This window comes from Aeromicrobium ginsengisoli, from assembly GCF_004134905.2.
GTDB lineage: Bacteria > Actinomycetota > Actinomycetes > Propionibacteriales > Nocardioidaceae > Aeromicrobium > Aeromicrobium ginsengisoli.
Genome location: NZ_SDPQ02000001.1, coordinates 1,156,309 through 1,176,003, shown reverse-complemented (window position 1 = coordinate 1,176,003; position 19,695 = coordinate 1,156,309). Strand labels below are relative to the sequence as shown.

The 19,695-nt window shown below is 70.0% G+C and carries 22 protein-coding genes; 11 read left to right on the top strand and 11 right to left on the bottom strand.

Features of this window, described 5'->3' with window-relative positions:
- The first annotated feature begins 64 nt into the window (after positions 1-64).
- Positions 65-688 (top strand): class I SAM-dependent methyltransferase, encoded by a 624-nt coding sequence (locus tag ESP70_RS05870; protein WP_149688343.1) that lies wholly within the window; start codon positions 65-67, stop codon positions 686-688.
- A gap of 9 nt (positions 689-697) precedes the next feature.
- Here ESP70_RS05870 and ESP70_RS05865 read toward each other — a convergent pair whose 3' ends face one another.
- Together ESP70_RS05865 and ESP70_RS05860 are read right to left on the bottom strand one after the other, a co-directional pair.
- Positions 698-904 carry a hypothetical protein gene (locus ESP70_RS05865; protein WP_149688342.1) on the bottom strand — a complete coding sequence of 69 codons (207 nt, stop codon included), beginning with the start codon at positions 902-904 and terminating at the stop codon, positions 698-700.
- 141 nt (positions 905-1,045) lie between these two features.
- The gene (locus ESP70_RS05860) at positions 1,046-1,369 is read right to left on the bottom strand and encodes a hypothetical protein (protein ID WP_149688341.1); all 324 of its coding nucleotides are present in this window, start codon (positions 1,367-1,369) and stop codon (positions 1,046-1,048) included.
- A 114-nt stretch (positions 1,370-1,483) separates the two neighbouring features.
- Between ESP70_RS05860 and ESP70_RS05855 the strand changes: the two genes are divergently transcribed.
- Positions 1,484-1,990 (top strand): OsmC family protein, encoded by a 507-nt coding sequence (locus ESP70_RS05855; protein WP_149688340.1) that lies wholly within the window; start codon positions 1,484-1,486, stop codon positions 1,988-1,990.
- 3 nt (positions 1,991-1,993) lie between these two features.
- On the opposite strand, the gene ESP70_RS05850 is transcribed toward ESP70_RS05855, so the two are convergent.
- The gene (locus ESP70_RS05850) at positions 1,994-3,247 is read right to left on the bottom strand and encodes a YibE/F family protein (RefSeq protein ID WP_149688339.1); all 1,254 of its coding nucleotides are present in this window, start codon (positions 3,245-3,247) and stop codon (positions 1,994-1,996) included.
- A 9-nt stretch (positions 3,248-3,256) separates the two neighbouring features.
- Here ESP70_RS05850 and ESP70_RS05845 point away from each other — a divergent pair, with 9 nt between their 5' ends.
- The gene (locus tag ESP70_RS05845) at positions 3,257-4,015 is read left to right on the top strand and encodes a phosphotransferase (protein WP_246161828.1); all 759 of its coding nucleotides are present in this window, start codon (positions 3,257-3,259) and stop codon (positions 4,013-4,015) included.
- Entirely contained in the window at positions 4,012-4,434 is a 423-nt protein-coding gene (locus tag ESP70_RS05840; RefSeq protein ID WP_246161826.1) for a cupin domain-containing protein, read from the top strand. The genes ESP70_RS05845 and ESP70_RS05840 overlap by 4 nt, the downstream gene beginning before the upstream one ends.
- Here the strand turns inward: ESP70_RS05840 and ESP70_RS05835 are convergent.
- The 3 genes from ESP70_RS05835 to ESP70_RS05825 all read right to left on the bottom strand — a co-directional run bounded on the left by ESP70_RS05835 (position 4,393) and on the right by ESP70_RS05825 (position 8,065).
- Entirely contained in the window at positions 4,393-5,166 is a 774-nt protein-coding gene (locus ESP70_RS05835; protein ID WP_149688337.1) for a YqjF family protein, read from the bottom strand. The genes ESP70_RS05840 and ESP70_RS05835 overlap by 42 nt on opposite strands.
- A gap of 64 nt (positions 5,167-5,230) precedes the next feature.
- On the bottom strand, positions 5,231-6,472 hold the full coding sequence (locus tag ESP70_RS05830) for an FAD-binding protein (protein ID WP_149688336.1): 1,242 nt from the start codon (positions 6,470-6,472) through the stop codon (positions 5,231-5,233).
- A gap of 21 nt (positions 6,473-6,493) precedes the next feature.
- Entirely contained in the window at positions 6,494-8,065 is a 1,572-nt protein-coding gene (locus ESP70_RS05825) for an ABC-F family ATP-binding cassette domain-containing protein (RefSeq protein ID WP_149688335.1), read from the bottom strand.
- 127 nt (positions 8,066-8,192) lie between these two features.
- Between ESP70_RS05825 and ESP70_RS05820 the strand changes: the two genes are divergently transcribed.
- Positions 8,193-8,459 carry a hypothetical protein gene (locus ESP70_RS05820; RefSeq protein ID WP_149688334.1) on the top strand — a complete coding sequence of 89 codons (267 nt, stop codon included), beginning with the start codon at positions 8,193-8,195 and terminating at the stop codon, positions 8,457-8,459.
- Positions 8,460-8,476: 17 nt separating this feature from the next.
- Here ESP70_RS05820 and ESP70_RS05815 read toward each other — a convergent pair whose 3' ends face one another.
- On the bottom strand, positions 8,477-10,558 hold the full coding sequence (locus ESP70_RS05815; RefSeq protein ID WP_149688333.1) for a S9 family peptidase: 2,082 nt from the start codon (positions 10,556-10,558) through the stop codon (positions 8,477-8,479).
- A gap of 55 nt (positions 10,559-10,613) precedes the next feature.
- Between ESP70_RS05815 and mshB the strand changes: the two genes are divergently transcribed.
- From mshB to ESP70_RS05795, 4 genes are read left to right on the top strand one after another with little or no spacing between them, the layout of a single operon-like run.
- Positions 10,614-11,519, top strand: coding sequence for an N-acetyl-1-D-myo-inositol-2-amino-2-deoxy-alpha-D-glucopyranoside deacetylase (gene mshB / locus ESP70_RS05810; RefSeq protein ID WP_149688332.1), 906 nt, complete (start codon positions 10,614-10,616; stop codon positions 11,517-11,519).
- Positions 11,520-11,532: 13 nt separating this feature from the next.
- Positions 11,533-11,868, top strand: coding sequence for a hypothetical protein (locus tag ESP70_RS05805; protein WP_149688331.1), 336 nt, complete (start codon positions 11,533-11,535; stop codon positions 11,866-11,868).
- Positions 11,865-12,398 (top strand): flavin reductase family protein, encoded by a 534-nt coding sequence (locus ESP70_RS05800; protein ID WP_149688330.1) that lies wholly within the window; start codon positions 11,865-11,867, stop codon positions 12,396-12,398. The genes ESP70_RS05805 and ESP70_RS05800 overlap by 4 nt, the downstream gene beginning before the upstream one ends.
- Positions 12,395-14,494 (top strand): VanW family protein, encoded by a 2,100-nt coding sequence (locus tag ESP70_RS05795; RefSeq protein WP_149688329.1) that lies wholly within the window; start codon positions 12,395-12,397, stop codon positions 14,492-14,494. Before ESP70_RS05800 ends, ESP70_RS05795 begins: the two co-directional genes overlap by 4 nt.
- A 14-nt stretch (positions 14,495-14,508) precedes the next feature.
- Here the strand turns inward: ESP70_RS05795 and ESP70_RS05790 are convergent, their stop codons facing one another.
- On the bottom strand, positions 14,509-15,354 hold the full coding sequence (locus ESP70_RS05790) for a dioxygenase family protein (protein ID WP_149688328.1): 846 nt from the start codon (positions 15,352-15,354) through the stop codon (positions 14,509-14,511).
- A 41-nt stretch (positions 15,355-15,395) separates the two neighbouring features.
- Positions 15,396-16,364 (bottom strand): GNAT family N-acetyltransferase, encoded by a 969-nt coding sequence (locus ESP70_RS05785; RefSeq protein WP_149688327.1) that lies wholly within the window; start codon positions 16,362-16,364, stop codon positions 15,396-15,398.
- A 95-nt stretch (positions 16,365-16,459) separates the two neighbouring features.
- On the opposite strand from ESP70_RS05785, the gene fdxA reads away from it, so the two are divergent.
- Both fdxA and dapC read left to right on the top strand, forming a co-directional pair.
- Complete coding sequence (gene fdxA / locus ESP70_RS05780; RefSeq protein WP_056215639.1) at positions 16,460-16,783, top strand: ferredoxin; 324 nt, start codon at positions 16,460-16,462, stop codon at positions 16,781-16,783.
- Between the two features lie 10 nt (positions 16,784-16,793).
- Positions 16,794-17,900 carry a succinyldiaminopimelate transaminase gene (gene dapC / locus ESP70_RS05775; RefSeq protein WP_149688326.1) on the top strand — a complete coding sequence of 369 codons (1,107 nt, stop codon included), beginning with the start codon at positions 16,794-16,796 and terminating at the stop codon, positions 17,898-17,900.
- A gap of 3 nt (positions 17,901-17,903) precedes the next feature.
- Here dapC and ESP70_RS05770 read toward each other — a convergent pair whose 3' ends face one another.
- Complete coding sequence (locus ESP70_RS05770; RefSeq protein WP_149688325.1) at positions 17,904-18,728, bottom strand: VldE C-terminal domain-containing protein; 825 nt, start codon at positions 18,726-18,728, stop codon at positions 17,904-17,906.
- Between the two features lie 2 nt (positions 18,729-18,730).
- Positions 18,731-19,675 carry a 2,3,4,5-tetrahydropyridine-2,6-dicarboxylate N-succinyltransferase gene (gene dapD, locus ESP70_RS05765; protein WP_149688324.1) on the bottom strand — a complete coding sequence of 315 codons (945 nt, stop codon included), beginning with the start codon at positions 19,673-19,675 and terminating at the stop codon, positions 18,731-18,733.
- Positions 19,676-19,695 lie beyond the last annotated feature (20 nt).

The window sequence follows — 19,695 nt, the reverse complement described above, 5'->3', positions numbered from 1 at the left end:
CCCGCCTCACGAGCGCTCAGATCGAGACCGTCGGCGTCCCAGAACCTGAGACGTACGATCGAGCATGGCCCTCTGGACGGATCGGATCCTGCCCCACCTCGTCGACAAGTCGCTGTCGACGGGCGACGTGATGAAGGCCCGCGAACGCGTGTGTGCGGGCCTGACCGGCCGGGTCATCGAACTCGGCTTCGGCTCGGGGCTCAACATCGAGAAGTATCCCGACGCCGTCGAGTCCCTCGCGGCGGTCGAGCCCTCGGACGTCGCCTGGGGCATGTCGGCCGATCGCCGGGCCGTATCCCGTACGCCGATCACACGGTCGGGACTCGACGGCCAGTCCCTCGACGAGCCCGACGGAGCATTCGACGCGGCACTGTCGACGTTCACGCTCTGCACGATCCCCGACGTGGAGCAGGCGCTGCGCGAGGTCCATCGCGTGTTGCGGCCCGGCGGCACGTTCCACTTCCTCGAGCACGGGCTGGCGCCACAGCCTGAGGTCGTGCGGTGGCAGCGGCGCATGGAGCCGGTCCAGAAGTCCCTCGCGGGCGGCTGCCACCTCACGCGCGACATCCCCGAGCTGGTCCGCTCCGCCGGTTTCGAGATCACCGAGCTGGAGCAGCGTTACCTCCTGGGCCCGAAGCTCAGCCGGCCATGGACCTACGTCCACTCGGGCGCGGCCGTCCGCCGTTGAGCCGGTGGTTCAGGAGGCCTTGCGCTCGGAGGTCGGCTCGGCGGGTTCCTCGCGCTGGCGGATCAGGCTGAGCACGGGCGCGGGCAGGTTGCCCTCGCGGATCTGGGCGACCCATGCGCGTACGTGACGAATGATGGTCGGGAGCGACAGGACGAGTGCTGCGAACAATGCGCACAGCAGCAGTCCGGCCAATGGGCGGATGACAAGGTCGATCATGGAACCATTCCTCGGCAGGGGGAAGCAGGTGACGATCGCGGTGACGATCGACCCATCTGCTTGAGGCGAAAACGTACTCACCCACATGTACGCCTGTAGGTGCGGAGACTCAAGTCGACAGGCGCGAGTGCGACATGAATCTCAGAGCAATCTTCGGATGAGGTCCGACGCCCTGAACCTCTGCGGGTGGCTCGGCGCCACAGCTTCGGGAGCTCCGGCGGCCCGAGTCGTCTCGGTGCGCACCGCCAGCGCGTCGACGGCCATCACGACCTGACGGGACCGTACTTCTGCCGCGGCCGAGGCGCACTCGATGACGATCGTGGGGTCGGCGTCGCCGGTCGTGCCGAGCGCCTTGATGCCCGGGTGGCCGAGGCGATGGATCGCGCGCAGGATGCGCTGCTGGCGAGTCTCCGAGGACAGCCGGTACGTCGACGTCCACGGCGCGTGCGGCGGCGTGGACGTCATGACTGAAGCCTAGAAGCGGGAATGTCCTGACATGTGTGATTCTTGGGTGCGGCACGTGAACTTTCGATGCCGATTCCGTGAACGGGACAGCCTGTGGTCTGGTTACTGTCGACCATGACCGACTCCACGCTGAGTGCCGTGCAGGGACCGCTCAAGCAGCAGTACCGCGACGACCCGGACTCAGCAGTCGTCACGCTGACGTCCTCCGGGCACCTCGGGGACGGAGTCAGCTGCTCGCTGGACACCGGACGTGCGATGGCTGCCGCCGGTCTGCATCCGGCCGCCGGGGGCGACGGCACCCAGCTGTGCTCCGGCGACATGCTGCTCGAGGCACTGGTCGCGTGCGCCGGCGTCACGCTCAGCGCCGTCGCGACGTCCCTCGGGATCGAGGTGCGCGGCGGCACGATCAAGGCCGAGGGCGATCTCGACTTCCGTGGCACCCTGGCGGTCGACAAGGAGGTGCCAGTCGGCTTCACCGACATCCGGCTCTCGTTCGAACTCGACACCGACGCGGATGCTGACCAGCTGGCCACCCTCGAGCGGCTGACCGAGCGCTACTGCGTCGTGCTGCAGACGATCAAGACGACGCCGCGCCTCAGCGTCTCGACGACCACGAGCTGACGGTCACGCCCCCGCAGGACCGGCGTGGCTGCCGCGGCGACGCGGCGCAGCCGGCACGTGGGTGTCCTCGTGGTCGTCGTGGCCCCCGGGCGCGAGCAGCACGGCGAACGCCGTGGTGACCGGGACCGCGAGGACGAGCCCGATCGCTCCGACGATCGTGCGGACGATCTCGGTGCCGATCTCCTCGGTCGTCGCCATGGTCCCCAGGCTCTGCTGGTAGGCGGTGATGAGCAGCAGGATCGTCATGGCCGAGCCGGCATACGCGAAGACGAGGGTGTAGACGCTCGACGCGATGTGGTCACGGCCGATGCGCATCGCGGACGCGAACAGCGTGGTGGGCTTGATGCTGGGCTGGATCGCACGAAGCTCCCAGACCGCACTGGCCTGTGTCACGGTGACGTCATTGAGCACGCCGAGCCCCGCGATGACCATCGTGGCCGCGACGACGCCGGAGATCTGGATGCCGGGCACCGTGGCGAGCAGGACCTGGTCGTTCTCGGAGCCGACGCCCGACAGGTTGGTCCACGCCGTCGCGCCGAGGCCCAGAAGGCCGGTCAGCCCGATCCCGACGAGCGTGCCGAACAACGCCGATGTCGTACGTATCGACACCCCGTGAGCGAGGTAGAGCACCACGATCATGATCACCGTGGAGCCCACGATCGCCACCGGCACGGGTGACTCGCCGGCGAGGAACGCGGGCAGGACGAACTTGGTGAGCGCCAGCACCGTGACCGCAATGCCCACCAGGGCGAACAGGCCCCGCCATCGGGCGACCGCCACCACCAGCACCGCGAAGATCACCGCGAGGGCCGTGAGCGGTACCCCCCGCTGGAAGTCGAAGAACTCGTACGACACCGCCTGACCCTTGGGCGCGATGCGGAGGATCCTGACCTCGTCACCGGCCTTGATGCCGGCCTTGTAGCGCGCTGCGTCGAGGTCGAACGTCGCCGTGCCGTCGTCGGTCGTCGCCGTGATGTGCGCGCAGTCGCCCTTGACCTGCGGCAGACCGTCGGGGCCCTCGCCGCCGCTGTTGCAGTTGAACGGGTCGACGCCGGTCACCTTGGCGCTGATCGTGCTGACGCCCTGCCCGCCGTAGGGGTTCTTGTCGTGCGGCACCTTGTCGGCCTCGGGCCAGAGCACCACCATCGCGGCGATCGCGAGGGTTGCGATCGCGAGGACGGCGACGGCGAGGGTGGCGGCGAGGCCGCGTCGGGGAGGGCCGTGGTCGACCGCGTCGTGCGAGTGAGAATGTGCCACGATGAAAGAGTGCCACGTGACGACACAGAGCCTGAGCACCTGCCCGGCGCGGTGGGCGGTGCCACGCGTGTCGGGCGCACCGTCCGGCGCCCCACCGGTCCGTGGACGCCGGCGGTCCACGAGCTGCTGACCTACCTGCACGACAACGGCCTGCGTGGCATCCCCGAGCTGCACGGCATCGATGACGATGGCCGCGAGATCCTGGAGTACGTCGAGGGCCGCGGTGTGCCGGTCGACCGGGAGATCGTCCTCGACAACGTGCTCGCCGAGGCGGTGACCTGGCTGCGTGACTTCCACGACCTGGTCGACGGCTATCGCCCCGAAGGCGTACGCCAGTGGCGCGGCGGCGAGGCAGAGCTCGGCGACGGACAGATCATCTGCCACCACGACCCCGGGACCTACAACTGGATCATCCAGAGCGGCCACTTCGTCGCGATGATCGACTGGGACATGGCCGGTCCGGGCCGTCCGATCGACGACCTCGCGTTCCTGGCGTGGACCGCCATCCCGCTCTATCGCGAGATCCCGGTCGACGACGTGGCCCGCCGGCTCGACCTGCTCGTCGACGCCTACGGCGAGTGGGGCCCGATGACCGTCCTCGACGCCGTCGTCGAGCGCATGACGACCGCGAGTGATCGCATCGAGGCCGGGCAGGCCCGCGGCGATCAGGGCTTCGTCAACCTCGGCAAGGTCGGCGAGCCACAGCGCACGCGCGACCGCGTGGCGGCGTTCCGCGAGCGCATCCCGTCGATCGAGGCGGCGCTGTGAGCCGGCCGATGCTGGCCCAGGCGCTCGACCTCGAGCCGCACCCCGAGGGCGGCTGGTTCCGGCAGACCTGGGCCTCGCCGGTCTCGGTGACGCTCCCGGACGGTCGCGTACGCCCGACAGCGACGCTGATCTACTTCCTGCTCGCCGCAGGTGAGGCCTCGGCTTGGCACCGGGTCGCGTCCGACGAGGTGTGGCTCGCCCATCAGGGTGCGGTCGTGGTCGAGTTCGGTGGGTTCGGCGACGAGCCAGGCATCTATGAGGCCCATGTGGTGGGCTGCGACCTCGAGGCCGGCGAGCTGCCCCAGGTCCTGGTCCCGGCGGGCGTGTGGCAGCGGACCAAGGCGTCCGAGGATGACGCGCTGGTCAGCTGCCTGGTGTCACCCGGCTTCGACTACGACGACTTCGAGCTGGCCGACTGAGTCGCGTATGACGACGGGCGCGCCGAACTCGGTGCGGACGGTGTCGGCGTACATCACCGAGTCGGGAGCCCGGCCGGCGATGCCTGGCAATCCCGCCGCGGCGACCAGCTCGTCGTCGAGCGACTCGATCGCCGCAGTGCGCAGCGGCCACGGGGCGTGGTGGTTGGGGATCCAGAGCGTACGGCCGAGGTAGCGCGTGTGCAGGCCGAACCGCGCGGTGACGAACTGCTCGATCGCGGACGGCTCGGCGATCGGCTCACCGATGCGGACCGAGATGCGGGCCCCGGCGCCGCGTGGACGTGGCCAGCGACGACGAGTCGTGTAGTCGATGCGGTCGCCGCCCTGGTGGATGCGCATGCGGGACCACATGTATGGCGTGCCGAAGGCGATCCGGGCGCCCAGGGCGACGAGCAGGCGACTCGTCTCGAGCGACCGGAAGACGATGCCGTGATGGCCCTCGTCGTCGACCGAGTACAACCTCACATTGGTCTCGGCGAAGTCGCCGAAGAACGGCACCGCCGGGCCGCGGCCGAAACCGGCCCGGCGCATCTCGAACGGGATCAGCCCCACGTACGTCACGCCGTCGAGCACGTCGGGTCGCGTGCCCGCGGGCAGGAGGGGCGCCACCACGTCCGGGTCGACGGCCCAGTGGATGAACGTCAGGCGGGTCCAGTCCTGACGCATCAGTCGCGGACCGCTGAGCTCGTCCGGGACGGAATTGAACGTGTTCATATTCCAAGTGTGCCACCGCAGTTGCCCGGTCGGGGCCCATCAGTGCAACGACTGCGTCACATCGTCAGGGGCCGAGCCACTCAGCTGTCTGGTCGTTCGAGAACTTCCCGTTCGGGTCGAGGCCGTCGGCCAGGGCCCGGAAGTCGGCGATGCGGGGATAGGCCGCGTCCAGCCGCTCGCGGTCGCTCTGGAACACCTTGCCCCAGTGCGGCCGCGCGGTGAAGGATGCCAGCGCGTCGTCGAGGGTCGGCAGCAGCGCCGTCACCTCGGGCACGTGCATCCGCCAGGTGAAGTGGATCGCGAGGCAGTCGACGTCGTGGCTCGGGCTGAGCCACAGGTCGTCGGCGGCGATGGTGCGCAGCTCGCTGACGAACAGGTGCGGCCGGATCGCCGGAGCGAGCGCGCGTACGGCATCGATCGCGGCGAGGGCGTGGTGCCTCGGCACGAGGTACTCGGTCTGCAGCTCCTCGCCGTTGCTCGGAGTGAAGCCGAGGCGGAAGTGGGGGAGCCGGTCCCACCACGCACCGGGCACGCCGAGCTGGCGGGTCGTGAACTCGGCCGACTCGTCGGGCAGCGGGTGCAGCTCGCGCGTCGCCGGGGCGGCACCGAAGAAGTCGGCCGGCGGGGTGACGTCGGCGCGCGACTTGAGCCAGGCCTGGCCCGCTCCCGCCTCGCCCCAGTCGGTGAACATGCTGACGCTGTAGGCGCTGGAGGTGATCGCGTCGAGGTTCGCCGCGATCGCGTCCCACGACACGCCTTCGTACACGTCCTGGCGGACCTGGAACGTCGTCACGATGTCGAGCGTCACTGTGGTGACGACACCGAGTCGGCCGAGCGAGACCACCATGCCGGCGAAGTCCGGATCGCCGCGGCGTGCGGTCAGCACCGTGCCGTCGGCGGCGACGAGCTCGAGCCCGGCCACGGAGCTCGCGAGGCTGCCGTTGTGGTCACCCGATCCGTGGGTGCCGGTGGCGATCGCGCCGGCGACCGAGATGTGGGGGAGCGACGCCAGGTTGTGCAGTGCCCAGCCCGCGCGGTCGAGCTCTTCGACGAGCTCGCCGTAGCGCAGGCCGGCCGAGACCGTCACGGTCCGGGCCGCCGCGTCGACCTCGAGGAGGGCCGGCAGCGCCGCCACGGACACCTGCACGCCGTCGGTGTCGGCGATCCGGTTGAACGAGTGCCGGGTGCCCAGGGCGCGGACGCGTGGCGCCGCGGCCACGATCTCGCACAGCTCGCCGACCGAGGTCGGCTCGAGGAGCGCCGAGGCGCCGTACGTCAGGTTGCCCGCCCAGTTGGTCCCGGTCATGTCACCAGTGTGCTGGGCGCCTCACACGTCGATCCTCCGGGTGAGCTCGAGGTCGTCGAGGAACCTCTCGTCGTGGCTCACGACGATGAACGCGCCGCGGTAGGACTCCAGCGCCTCGACCAGGTGCCGGATGCTCGGCAGGTCGAGGTTGTTGGTCGGCTCGTCGAGCAACAGGAGCTGCGGTGCGGGCTCGGCCAGCAGGAGGCAGGCGAGGGTCGCCCGCAACCTCTCCCCGCCGGACAGCGTCGACGCCGGCTGGTCCGCGGCACGTCCCCGGAACAGGAACCGGGCGAGCTGGGCCCGCCGCTCGTTCTCGGTCGTGCTGGGCGCGATGCGGGCGACGTTCTCAGCGACCGTGAGCGTCCCGTCGAGGAGGTCCATCCGCTGGGGCAGGTAGCGCAATGGCACGTACGCGCGCACCGCGCCGTCCGCCGGCTCGAGCTCGCCGGTGATCGTCCGCAGCAGCGAGGTCTTGCCGGTGCCGTTGGCGCCGGTCAGCCCGATGCGTTCCGGCCCGCGTACGGCGAGGTCGATCGTCAGCTCGCCGTACGCCGGACGGACCCCGTCGAGGGTCAGGACGTCGCGGCCACCAGGCACCACGGTGTCCGGCAGGTCGACGCGGATCTCGCGGTCGTCGTGCACGAGCTCCTCGGCCTCGGCCAGCCGTGCTGTGGCGTCCTCGATCCGGTCGTCGTGCACGCCGCGCAGCTTGCCGGCCGACACCTGGGCGCGTCGCTTGTAGTTGCCCATCGCGATCTTGGGCATCCGCTTCTCGGCCCAGGCCTTCTCGCCCTGCTTGCGCCGCGTCGCGAGGACCGACTCGGCCTCGATCCGGTCACGCTTCTGAGCTCGCAGGTCGGACTCGGCGGCGCGTACGGCCCGCTCGGCGGCCTCCTGCTCGACCGCGACGGCGGCCTCGTAGTCGTCGTAGCCGCCGCCGTACCAGCGCACCGAGCCGCCGCGCAGCGATCCGATGTCGTCCATCGCATTGAGCAGCTGGCGATCGTGGCTCACCACGAGCAACGTGCCCTTCCACGAGGCGACGATGTCGATCAGCCGGTCGCGGGCAGCGGCGTCGAGGTTGTTGGTCGGCTCGTCGAGCAGGAGCACCGACGGGCGGGTCAGCAGCCGCGCGACCAGAGACAGCAGCACGAGCTCGCCGCCGGAGACGGACGCGACAGTGCGGTCGAGGCCGAGGTGGCCGAGGCCCAGCCGGGAGAGCCCTGCCTCCGTACGCTCGGCGATGTCCCAGCGGTCGCCGATCGCGTCGAAGTCCTCGACGGTGGTCGAACCGCCCTCGACGCGAGCGAGCGCGGCGAGGGTCCCGGCGATGCCGAGCACCTCCGCCACGGTCTGGCTCGGCTCGGCGCCGGGGTCCTGGGGCAGGTGGGCAACGGCGCCGTCGACGCCGATCGTGCCGCCCTGTGGTGTCAGCTCGCCGGCGATCAGCCGCAGCAGTGTCGACTTGCCGGAGCCGTTGAGCCCGACGAGGCCGTGGCGCCCTGGACCGATGCCCAGGTCGAGGCCGGAGAACACGGGCGAGCCGTCAGGCCAGGCGAAAGAGAGGTCGGTGACAGAAAGTGATGCACGCATGTGCGCTCCATGAGGTCGATGGGTGCGCAGGCCACTGTGGGCTGCTGCGCGGGATCTGACCTCAGAGCTTCAACGTTCCGGCTACCTGTCCTCGGGGATGCGTACCGGATCATCATACGATCGGAACGTGACAGGAATCTACTTCGACTCCGACGAGGATGCCGTCGAGCTGGTCAAGGCCCTCGAGAGCGAGGGCTACTCGACGACGCTGACGCGTGAGGCGTTCGCCGGCGAGGAGGACTGGGAGGACCGCGCGTGGGTCCTCGTGGTCGAGCCGTTCGACGACCGCGTCGTCGAGATGGTCGACGTGTACGGCGGCTGGCTGCCCGGCGACGACCGCCTGCCCGACGACCCGCCCGAGCTCCCCGGCGGGCCGAAGCGCCTCAAGGACTGAGACCAGCTCAAGGGCCGCTACGCCCCCAGGTGCTCCTTCAGGAACTGGACCTGCAGCAGCTTGAGGTTCTCGGCCACGACCTCCTGCGGCGTCATGTGGGTCACGCCGGACAGGGGCAGGACCGTGTGCGGCCGGCCCGCGGCCAGCAGCGCCGACGACAGCTGCAGCGTGTGGGCGGCGACGACGTTGTCGTCGGCGAGACCGTGGATGATCATGAGCGGCCGCTCGAGCCCCGGCGCCAACGGCAGCAGCGAGTTGCGGTCGTAGACCTCGGGCCGCGTCCGGGGATCGCCCATGTAGCGCTCGGTGTAGCACGTGTCGTAGAGCCGCCACTCGGTCACGGGCGCACCGGCGACGGCGGCGTGGAACACGTCGGGCCGCTTGAGCACCGCGAGCGCCGCGAGATAGCCGCCGTACGACCAGCCGGTGATGCCGACGCGAGTCGTGTCGACGTCGTCGGGGTGCGCCTTGGCGACCGCCTCGAGCGCTGCCACCTGGTCGTCGAGCGTGACCGTGGCGAACTCGTGCAGCACAGCCCGCTCCCACGCGTGCCCGCGCCCGGGCGTGCCACGGGGGTCCGAGACGATGACGCAGAACCCTTGGTCGGCGAGCCACTGCGGCTCGAGGAATGCTCGTGCCGAGGCGATCACGCGCTGGCCGTGCGGTCCACCGTACGGATCCATCAGGACCGGCAGGCGGCGTGAGCCCGGCTCGTGTCCGGAGGGGAACAGGATCGCCGTGCGCAGCTGGTGCTCGCCGGCGGCGAGGATCGTGACGACCGGCTCGTGCGGGGCAGGCTCAGCGAGCACCGCAATAGGCGCCGGCTCGGCGTCCTCCCGGTGCACCATGACGGTCGTGCCGACGGCTTCGAGGCCAGAACGGACGACGACGGTGGTGGGCCCGCCGATCACAGCGCCGTGGACCGCGGCGCCCTCGGTGATCTCGGTGACGACACCGTCGAAGCCGAAGCGCACGACGTGCACCTCGGTCGGCTCCTGCGACGCCGCAGCGACGACACAGTCCTCGAACACGTCGACGAGGCTGCGGACCTGCCAACCGTCGGGGGAGATCGCCACGCCGTCGCGCAGGACCCGGCGCCAGCCGTCGGCGTCCTCGACGCTGACCAGCGAGCCGTCGGGCGCGAACCGCGGCGCCGACGACAGCTCGACCCATGCCGTGTCGGCGAGCTCACGACGTACGTTCGTGCGCCCGGTGGTGACGTCGACCGTGAGGATCTGCGAGGACTTCTGGTCCCTGCTGAGCACCTGGATGACGGGACCGCCGTGCGGGTTCCACGACACGCGGCCGAGGTACTCGTACGTCGCACGGTCCCACTGGATCTCGGTGCGGGTGCCGTCGAGAGCGACGTGCCACAGCGTGACGTCGGCGTTGGGCGTACCGGCGGCGGGATAGCGCTGGGCGACCGGCTCGCGCTCGGGGTGCTCCGGGTCGGCGATGTGCCAGGTCTGGACCGGCGCCTCGTCATATCGCTCGACCAGCAGCGACTGGCCGTCGGGCGCCCACCAGAACCCGCGGAAGCGGTCCATCTCCTCGGCCGCGATGAACTCGGCCTGGCCCCAGACCTCGGTCGCGGACTCCGGCTCGACCAGTGCGTGTTCGTCCTGGCCGTTGACGCCGATGACACGCAGCGCACCACCGGAGGCGTACGCGATGAGTCGTCCCGTCGGGTCGAGGTGCGGGTCGATCACGGCGCCGACGCTCGGCAGGGAATGGACCGCCTTGGCGCCGAGGTGCACCGCCCAGAGCTGCCCCGACAGGGTGAAGCAGGCCCAGCGACCGGTCTCGTCGACGTCGTAGCCGACGAGTCCGGCGGCCGACTCGCGACTGCGCTCGCGGCGTGACCGCTCCTCGGCGGACAGCTGCTCGCCGGCCTCGCCCAGCAGCTCGACGGGATCGACGAGGACCGACTCCGTGCTCGTCTCGACGTCGTACTCCCACAGCTGGCCGGTGCGGGTGACGCCGTCGGGCGTACGGATGAAGCGCACCGTGCGGCCGTCGGGCGACACCGTGATGGTGCGCGGGATGCCGAGCGTGAAGCGAAGCGTACGGGCAGCCAGACGGGGATACGAGACGGTCATGGTCTCGATCCAATCACGTCGGTGTGCTGTCGGTGCTGGTCAGTAACCTGTCCTCATGACCTCGACCGACCGACGCCTTCTGCTGGTGCACGCCCATCCGGACGACGAGGCGATCGGCAACGGCGCGACGATGGCCAAGTATGTCGCTCGAGGCGACCGGGTCACGCTCGTCACGTGCACGGCCGGCGAGGAGGGCGAGATCCTGCTGCCCGAGATCGAGCACCTCGCCGCGGACCGCGAGGACAGTCTCGGTCCGCACCGCGTCGAGGAGCTCGCGGCCGCGATGAAGGCGCTCGGCGTCACCGACCACCGCTTCCTGGGCGGACCGGGACACTTCCGTGACTCGGGCATGAAGTGGGCTGACGACGGCAGCGCGACGGCCGCCGACGAGACCCGCCCCGACACGTTCTGGCACGCCGATCTCACGGTCGCGGCCGACCTGCTCGTCGAGATCATTCGCGAGACCCGGCCGCAGGTCCTGGTGACCTACGACCAGTTCGGCGGCTACGGCCACCCCGACCACGTGCAGGCGCACCGCGTCGCGACCTATGCGACGTCGTTGGCGGCCGTACGCTCCTACCGCCCCGAGCTCGGTGAGGCGTGGGACATCCCCAAGGTCTATTGGAGCGCGATGTCCAAGTCGCAGATGGCCGAGGGCATCCGCAAGCTCCGCGAGGCCGGCGACGAGACGACGTTCGAGGGCTGGGACCCCGACAACCTGCCGTGGGGCGCGACCGACGACGAGCTCGACGCCAAGGTCGTGGCCGACGAGTTCGCCGACGCCAAGATGGACGCCATGAAGGCCCACGCCTCGCAGATCGCGGTCGACGGCCCGTTCTTCGCGCTGTCCAACAACGCCGGCTCTCAGGTGTGGGGCACCGAGTTCTACCGCCTCGCCAAGGGGCAGCGTGGGCCGGTCGGACCCGACGGTCTCGAGGAAGACCTGTTCGCCGGCCTCTAGTGACCGGCATCCAGTGAAGCGAGCAGCTCTCGCCGTCCTCGGCGCCTACGTCGGCGTGCTGGGCGCCTTTGTCCACCGACACGTGTGGCGGCTCCACGGCGTCGACTGGCCGTGGGGTCTCGTGCTTGTCGTCGTGGCGACGTACGCCGTGGTGCTCGCGGCCGAGCGCGTCATGCCCGTCGGCGGGGCCTGGTTCGGCCTCGGCTGGGGAATCGTGCTGCTGGCGCAGCAGTTCTCGCCCGGCGGCAGCAATCTCGTCAGCTCCGACTGGCTCGGCTGGTCCTTCACCCTCGGCAGCCTAGGGGCCATCGTCGTCGGGGTGGTCCGCACTCCTAGGCTGGGCCAATGACCGCGACGGTGGACCAGCAGGCCTTTCGCGGTGCGTTGGGGCGGTTCGCCAGCGGGGTCACAGTCGTCTCGACCGTGCAGGACGGCGTCGATCACGCCATGACCGCGAGCGCGTTCACGTCGGTCTCGCTCGATCCTCCGCTCGTGCTGGTGTGCTCGCACAAGTCGAGCCGGTTCCACGAAGCGGTGCTCGAGACGGGGTTCTGGGGCGTGTCGATCCTCGCCGAGGAGGGCATCGCGGCCTCCGCGTGGTTCGCGCATCGGGGCCGGCCGCTGGACGACCAGATGCAGGGAATCGCCTTCCACCGCGGCGAGTCCGGGGCCGCACTCCTCGACGAGTCGCTGGCCTGGCTGGAATGCGACACGGTTTCCGTCACGGACGGTGGTGACCATACGATCTTGGTCGGCGCAGTCACCGGAGCGGCGATCAACGACGTCATCGACGATCCGTTGCTCTACTACCGCTCGCACTACGGCACGATCGTGCGTCTGCCTGACTCGGAGAAGACCGTCTACGGGAGCACCACATGACCGACAAGCCTGACGAGGACCTCACACCGGACGAGCCGTCCGTTGACGAGCCGACCGCGGCGGATTCGGCACCGGACACCGCCTCGGTCCACGACGAGCCGGCCGAGCCGAGCCTCGCCGACGAGGGCGATGGCGCCGTCGAGCCGGGCCTGGTCGTCGAGCACGACGAGGAGATCGAGCTCGACGAGGTGCCCGACGTCGAGCCCGCCTACGAGCTGCAGCCCGGCGAGGACACGGTGCTCGCTGAGGCGGCCACGACGTACGACCACGAGGACGCGCCCGACGACGACTTCGACGACATCGTGGCGCCACCGATGGAGGACGAGCCGGCGGCCGACGATGCCGGCGACGACAGCCGCGATCTCCAGCCGCCCGCGACCGATGCCGGCGACGGCGGCTCCGCCCACTGGGGCCGGCGCATCCTCCTCGGCCTGGTGCTCGTGGCCGGCGTCCTCTACGTCGCCGGCTACTTCCTGACCGGCAGCCGCATGCCCGCCAACGCGACGATCGGTGGCGTCGACGTCAGCGGGATGTCGCCCGCAGATGCGCGCGCAGCGGTCGACAAGGCGTTGACGCCCAACGTCGACCGCGAGATCGTGCTGACCCACGGCAAGACCGAGTTCCGCGTCAAGCCCAAGGCCGCCGGACTCGCGTTCGACCTCGACCGCACGATCAGCGAGGCCGGAGGTGAACGCAGCTGGAAGCCGGCCGACATCGCCGGCCTGTTCTTCGGCGAGCACCAGACCGATCCGGCGCTCGACGTCGACGACGCCAAGCTGCAGAGCTCGGTCGGCACGATCGGCGAGGCCGTCAACCGCGAGGTCGTCGAGGCGCAGATCACCTTCCCTGACGGCAAGCCCAAGGCCCGCGAGCCACGGGCCGGGCGCGTCATCGCCCGCTCCGACGCGGCCGAGGCCATCCGCAAGGCGTACCTCGTCAGCGACAAGCCTGTGACGGTCCCGACGGCGGTGGTCGAGCCGGCCGTCGACTCAGCGGGGCTGGCCGACGCGATGAAGACCATCGCGAAGCCGGCTGTGAGCGGACCGGTCACGATCCGGGTCGGCGACAAGAAGGTCTCGTTGCCCGTGACGGCCTACGCCCCGGCGCTCGTGGTGCGGGTCAAGGACAACACGTTGCGGCCTTACCTCGATCCCAAGAAGCTCGCGGGCCCGCTGACCGACTCCACGACGGGGATCGGCAAGAAGGCCGTCGACGCGACCGTGAAGATCGAGGACGGCAAGCCCGTTGTCATGCCGGGCAAGGAGGGCGTCGGCCTGCAGCCCAAGGAGATGGCGGTCAAGCTGCTCCCGGCGCTGACCCAGTCGGGCTCGAAGCGCGCCGTCGAGGTGGAGGCCAAGGTCGTCGAGCCCCTGTTCACGACCGCCGACGCCAAGGCGCTCAAGATCAAGCAGAAGATCAGCAGCTTCGAGACGCACTTCCCCTACGCCGAGTACCGCAACACCAACCAGAGCCGTGCCGCCGAGCTGATCAACGGCACGATCCTCAAGCCCGGTGAGACGTTCAGCTTCAACAACATCGTCGGCGAGCGCACCGCCGCCAACGGCTTCGTGACCGGCACCGTCATCAACGGCGGCGTGTTCCGCGAGGAGCTCGGCGGTGGGGTCTCGCAGGTCGCCACCACGACCTACAACGCCGGCTTCTTCGGCGGCATGGACGACGTGGAGCACCACCCGCACGCGTTCTACATCAACCGCTACCCGGTGGGCCGCGAGGCGACGGTCTACTTCGGCAGCCTCGACCTGCGCTTCAGGAACCCGACCAAGTACGGCGTCCTGGTCCGGGCGTACGTCATCAAGAGCACGCCGTCGACGCCCGGCACGATGCACGTCGAGCTGTGGAGCACCAAGGTGTGGGACATCAAGGCCGGCGAGTCGGCCCGCCGCAACGGCCGCACGCCGGGCAAGCAGTACGACGACACCGACCGGTGCGTGCCGCAGGACCCGATCCCGGGCTTCGACATCGACATCTACCGCTACTTCTACAAGGGCGGCAAGAAGGTCAAGACCGAGACCGACACGGCGACCTACCAGGCCGCCGATCACGTCATCTGCGGCAAGAAGCCCAAGGACGAGTAACTGATCACCGCAACTCAGACCGCGACGTTGAGCTGGATCGTCAGGCCGTCGTCGGGTGTACCGGTCACGGTCGCCATCTGCAACGAGTAGCCGTCGCTGAAGACCATGTCGCTGTCCAGGGACGTCTGCGACAGGTTCGTGACGCTCTGCTCGTAGCCCGAGGTCGCGTAGACCTGCTTGCAGACATCCTCCGGCAGGGCGATCTGCGAGGTGCGGAGCTTGCCGGTCGTCTTCTGGGCGTCGGCGGCGGTCTTGTAGACCTCGAAGTGGATGTGCGGCCAACGCCCGCTGTAGGCACCGGGAAAGGTCGTCGTGAACACCAGCTTGCCGTCGGTGTCGGCGGCCTGCACACCGCGCAGGTAGTTCTCGTCGGCGATCTCCGAGTCGTACATCGAGTAGCGGCCTTCACGGTCGCAGTGCCAGACGTAGACGGCCGCACCCTCGTACGGTGTGACGGCGCTGCCGCTCAGGTCGAAGATTGTCATCTCGAGCTTCGCGGTGACTCCTTCGGCGGTCGTGCTGGTGCCGCCGAAGCTCGACCGGATGTCGCTGCGCACGACCCCGCTCTCGGTCAGCACGTTGACCCCGTTCGACCCGTCGCCGGGGAACGGTCCACCGGTCTCCTCGGGCACCTCGTCCGTGACGGTCGAGGTGCTTCCCGCGGACGTCGAGGCGGACGTGGAGGGGGTCGACGTCGTGGCCGGGGATCCCGACGAGTCGCTGCCGCTGCACGCCGCCAGCGCGGCCGCCAGGCCCGCACCGGTCAGCAGGCCGAGGGCGCGCCGGCGGTTCAGCAGGGTCGGCAGGTCGTGGGACAGGCCGAGGTCGTGCTCGTGAGGGCCGTCGTGATCGTGGGTCATGCCTTCACCGTACGGGCGGCGGCTGGGCGCCCGCCGTGCCTTCACTGTGCGGGCGCTGTGGTCCCGGGCTCGAGGTAGCGGTAGTCGTGGTGGTCGACGAATCCGTACGGCTCGTAGAGCGCGAGCGCCGCGTGGTTGGTGCGCATCGTCTGCAGATACGCCTTGTCGGCACCGCGCTCGACGGCCCAGGCGAGCGACGTCTCGACGACCCGTCGGGCCAGGCCCCGCCGGCGCTGGTCCGGAGCGACCTCGACGCACGCGATCCCCGCCCACTCGCCGGTGACGACGACCCGACCGATCGCGACGGCGGGGGAGCCGATCGAGACGAAGCCGACCGTGGCCGGGCCCTCCAGCACGGCACGAGCGGCCGCCGGATCGTTGACGCGGCCGTAGTTGGCCAGCCAGTCGTCGTCGGCGGTCGGGGCGATGCGGGCGGCACCATCGGTGTCGTACGCGGGGTCGAGGTCGGCGACCTGCACGACGGCACCACCGTGATAGCCCGCCATCGGCGTCCAGCGGGCGTCGAGGAAGTCGCGCTCGGCCGCCGAACCGACGACGACCTGGGCGAGCGCCGGGACGTCGTGCGAGCCATAGAACTCCAGCACCCGGTCGAGCGCGACGTCGAGACCGACACCGGGGTCGCCGTGCACCGCGACCGAGTTGGCCCGGCCGGTGAACCGCCGTGACGTGCGCAGCTCCCACTCGCCGAGCTGGACCGACTCGATCGCGGGCCAGCCCAGCGACGTGATGCGGGTCAGCTCGTCGGCGCTGACGTCCGCGGCGCGACGGCGCCTCAGCGGGCGATCGGGGACCGGCTTCCACGTCACGACGTCCGAGAGCACGACGACCTGCGTACGCCCGTCCCTGCGCTCCAACGTCACGCTGTTCTCGTCGACGGCGCGCACCCGCCCGATGACGTCGCTCATGGCGGGTCCGCCCGACGGTCCGGTGCCGCCCACGACGTGGCGGACGACGATACGTTGCCCGATCGAGGCGGCGTCCAGAGTCATGTCCCAAGCCTTCCATGTCATGAGGTGGACCTCATGTGCGGGAGCCGGGGTGGAGGCGTGATACTAGAGCCCAGTCCCTTGAAGGAGAAATGCTCGTGACGTACGTGATCGCCCAGCCGTGTGTGGACCTCAAGGACCGCGCTTGTGTGGACGAATGTCCCGTGGACTGCATCTACGAGGGCAAGCGGATGCTCTACATCCACCCCGACGAGTGCGTCGACTGCGGTGCGTGCGAGCCGGTGTGCCCCGTCGAGGCGATCTTCTACGAGGACGACACGCCGCCGGAGTGGAAGGACTACTACACCGCCAACGTCGACTTCTTCGACGACATCGGTTCGCCCGGTGGTGCGGCCAAGCTCGGCGTGATCGACAAGGACCACCCGCTGATCGCGGCACTGCCCCCGCAGCCCCAGGACTAGACGCCACCTGATGGGACAGCGAGGCAACGTCTCGGCGAAGTTCCCGGACTTCCCGTGGGACACCCTGGCGGCCGCCAAGGCCCGCGGCACCGCACATCCCGGTGGCCTGGTCGACCTCTCGATCGGCACGCCGGTCGACCCCACGCCCGACGTCGCCCGTGAGGCGCTCATCGCGTGGGCCGACGCTCCGGGCTATCCGACGGTGTTCGGGCCTGAGTCGTTGCGCCAGGCTGCGGTCGACTGGATCGAACGCCGCTTCGAGGTGAGTGGGCTCAGCGCTTCCCAGGTGCTCCCGACGGTCGGCTCCAAGGAGCTCATCGCCAACTTGCCGATGCAGCTCGGCCTCGGCGCCGACGACCTGATCGTCGTCCCGGAGCTGGCCTATCCGACGTACGAGGTGGGCGCCCGCTATGCCGGTTGCGAGGTCGTGGCGACCGACTCGACGCTGTCGCTCGGCCCGCGCGTGCCGGCGATCATCTACCTCAACTCGCCGGCCAACCCGTCCGGCCGCATCCTGCCGCCCGACCACCTCCGCAAGGTCGTCGACTGGGCCCGCGAGCGTGGCACGCTCGTGGTCTCCGACGAGTGCTACCTGGAGTTCGCCTGGGAGGGCACGCCCTACTCGGTCCTCCACCCGGACATCAGTGGCGGCTCGACTGACGGCATCCTCGCGGTGCACTCGTTGTCCAAGCGGTCCAACCTTGCTGGCTACCGCGACGCGTTCGTCACTGGTGACCAGGCCGTCGTCAGCGAGCTGCTCGAGGTCCGCAAGCACCTCGGCTTCATGGTGCCCACGCCTGTCCAGGCGGCGATGGCGGCGGCCCTCGCCGACGACGAGCACGTCAACGTGCAACGCAAGACCTACGCCGCACGGCGCCACGACCTGCGCCAGGCGTTCGAGTCGGTCGGGTTCAGCGTCGAGCACTCCGAAGGTGCGCTCTACCTCTGGATGACCCGCGGTGAGCCGTGCCGCGACACGATCGACTGGCTCGCCGAGCGCGGCATCCTGGCGGCACCGGGCGACTTCTACGGCGCCGCGGGCTCCCAGCACGTACGCGCGGCGTTCACCGCGACCGACGAGCGCGTCGCCCAGGCCGTCTCCCGCCTGACCGCCTGACGCTCAGTTCGTCGAGACGCGCACGGTGTCGGAGTCGGTGCCGGAGCGGGCGGTCCAGCCCCGGTCGGAGTCCTCGGCGCTCCACTCGCGGTTGCCGAACGAGATGTCGGTGATCCGCAGGCGCGACGCGTTGCCGACGAGGTAGTGCGCGAGCGCCCAGCCCCGGGCTTTGACGTCCGAGGCCTTGCCGGTGAGCGGGTAGGACGCGTCGTCACCGTTCGTGCTGAACGGGATGGCGCCGAAGGCCGTCTTGACGTCCGCCGTGACCCGGGTGATCGTCCCGCTGCCCCTGGGGTTGATCTGGCAGGTGAACCGCGCCGGGCTGTAGCCGCGGAGCGCCGAGGCGAGCGCGCGAGCGTAGTCCTCGTGCTTGGCGTACGCACCGGGGAACGCAGAGCGCTGCACCTTCTGTGCGGCCTCGGTGATCGGCATCGACTGATAGCCCCTGACCTTGACGAGGGCGTCGTAGAACCGGCCGATCGAGTAGTGCGGGTCGCTGATCTGCTTGACCGTGCCCCAGCCCTGCGAGGTCCGCTGCTGGAACAGTCCCACGGAGTCGCGGTCGCCGTAGTCGATGTTGTGGATCTTGGACTCCTGGAACGCCGTGGCGATCGCGATCGAGGTGGCGCGCGGAGGCAGGCCGCGGTGCTGTGAGATCGCCGCCATCAACGACGCCCACCGGGCCTGCTCGAGGTCGATCTCGGCCCTGACCTTGCCGACCTCGGCGACGCAGAACTCGGTCCGCAGCGGCTTGCGGTCGCGCAGCACCGTGGCCACCAGGATCGTCGCGACGACGAGCCCGAGAACGACGAACCAGCGAAACCGCACTTTCAGTTCGCGTGCAGATCGGCGTTGAGCTCGATGCCCGTACGCTCGCCGCGCGGCCGCGCCTCGATCGCGCCGCTCTGGCTGTTGGTCAGGAACAAGATGCCGTCCTGCCCGGACAGCTCCGACGCCTTGATGACGGACCCGTCGGGCATCGTCACCTTGGAGCCCGCCGTGACATAGGTGCCGGCGGCGACGACGCAGTCGTTGCCGAGCGAGATGCCGATGCCGGCGTTGGCGCCGATCAGGCTGTTCTCGCCGACCGTGATGACGGCCTTGCCGCCACCGGACAGGGTGCCCATGATCGACGCGCCGCCGCCGACGTCCGAGCCGTTGCCGACCGTGACGCCGGCCGAGATGCGGCCCTCGACCATCGCGGTGCCGAGCGTCCCGGCGTTGTAGTTGACGAAGCCCTCGTGCATCACCGTCGTGCCCTCGGCCAGGTGGGCACCGAGGCGTACGCGGTCGGCGTCGCCGATGCGGACTCCGGACGGGATGACGTAGTCGGTCATGCGAGGGAACTTGTCGATGCTCGTCACCTGGACGTGCAGGCCGGCGCCGCGGGCCCGGGCGCGGATCGCCTCGAAGCCGTCGACGGGGCAGGGGCCGAGCGACGTCCAGACGACGTTGGTCAGCAGCCCGAAGATGCCGTCGAGGTTCTGGCCGTGGGGCGCGACGAGCCGGTGCGACAGCAGGTGCAGACGCAGGTAGACGTCGTACGCGTCGGTGGGTGGCGCCTGCAGGTCGTCGATCGTGGTGTGCACGACGACCTTGTGCACGGCGCGGATCGCGTCTTCCCCGGTCAGCGCGGTCAGCTCGCTCGGCTCGGGATCGGCGTCAGGTGCCGTGCCGAGCCGGGGCTCGGGATACCAGACGTCGAGGACCGTGCCGTCCAAGGTCAACGTGGCGACGCCATAGGCGTACGCGCCGGGATGATCCGCAGAAGTCATGCCGACAAACCTATCGGGGC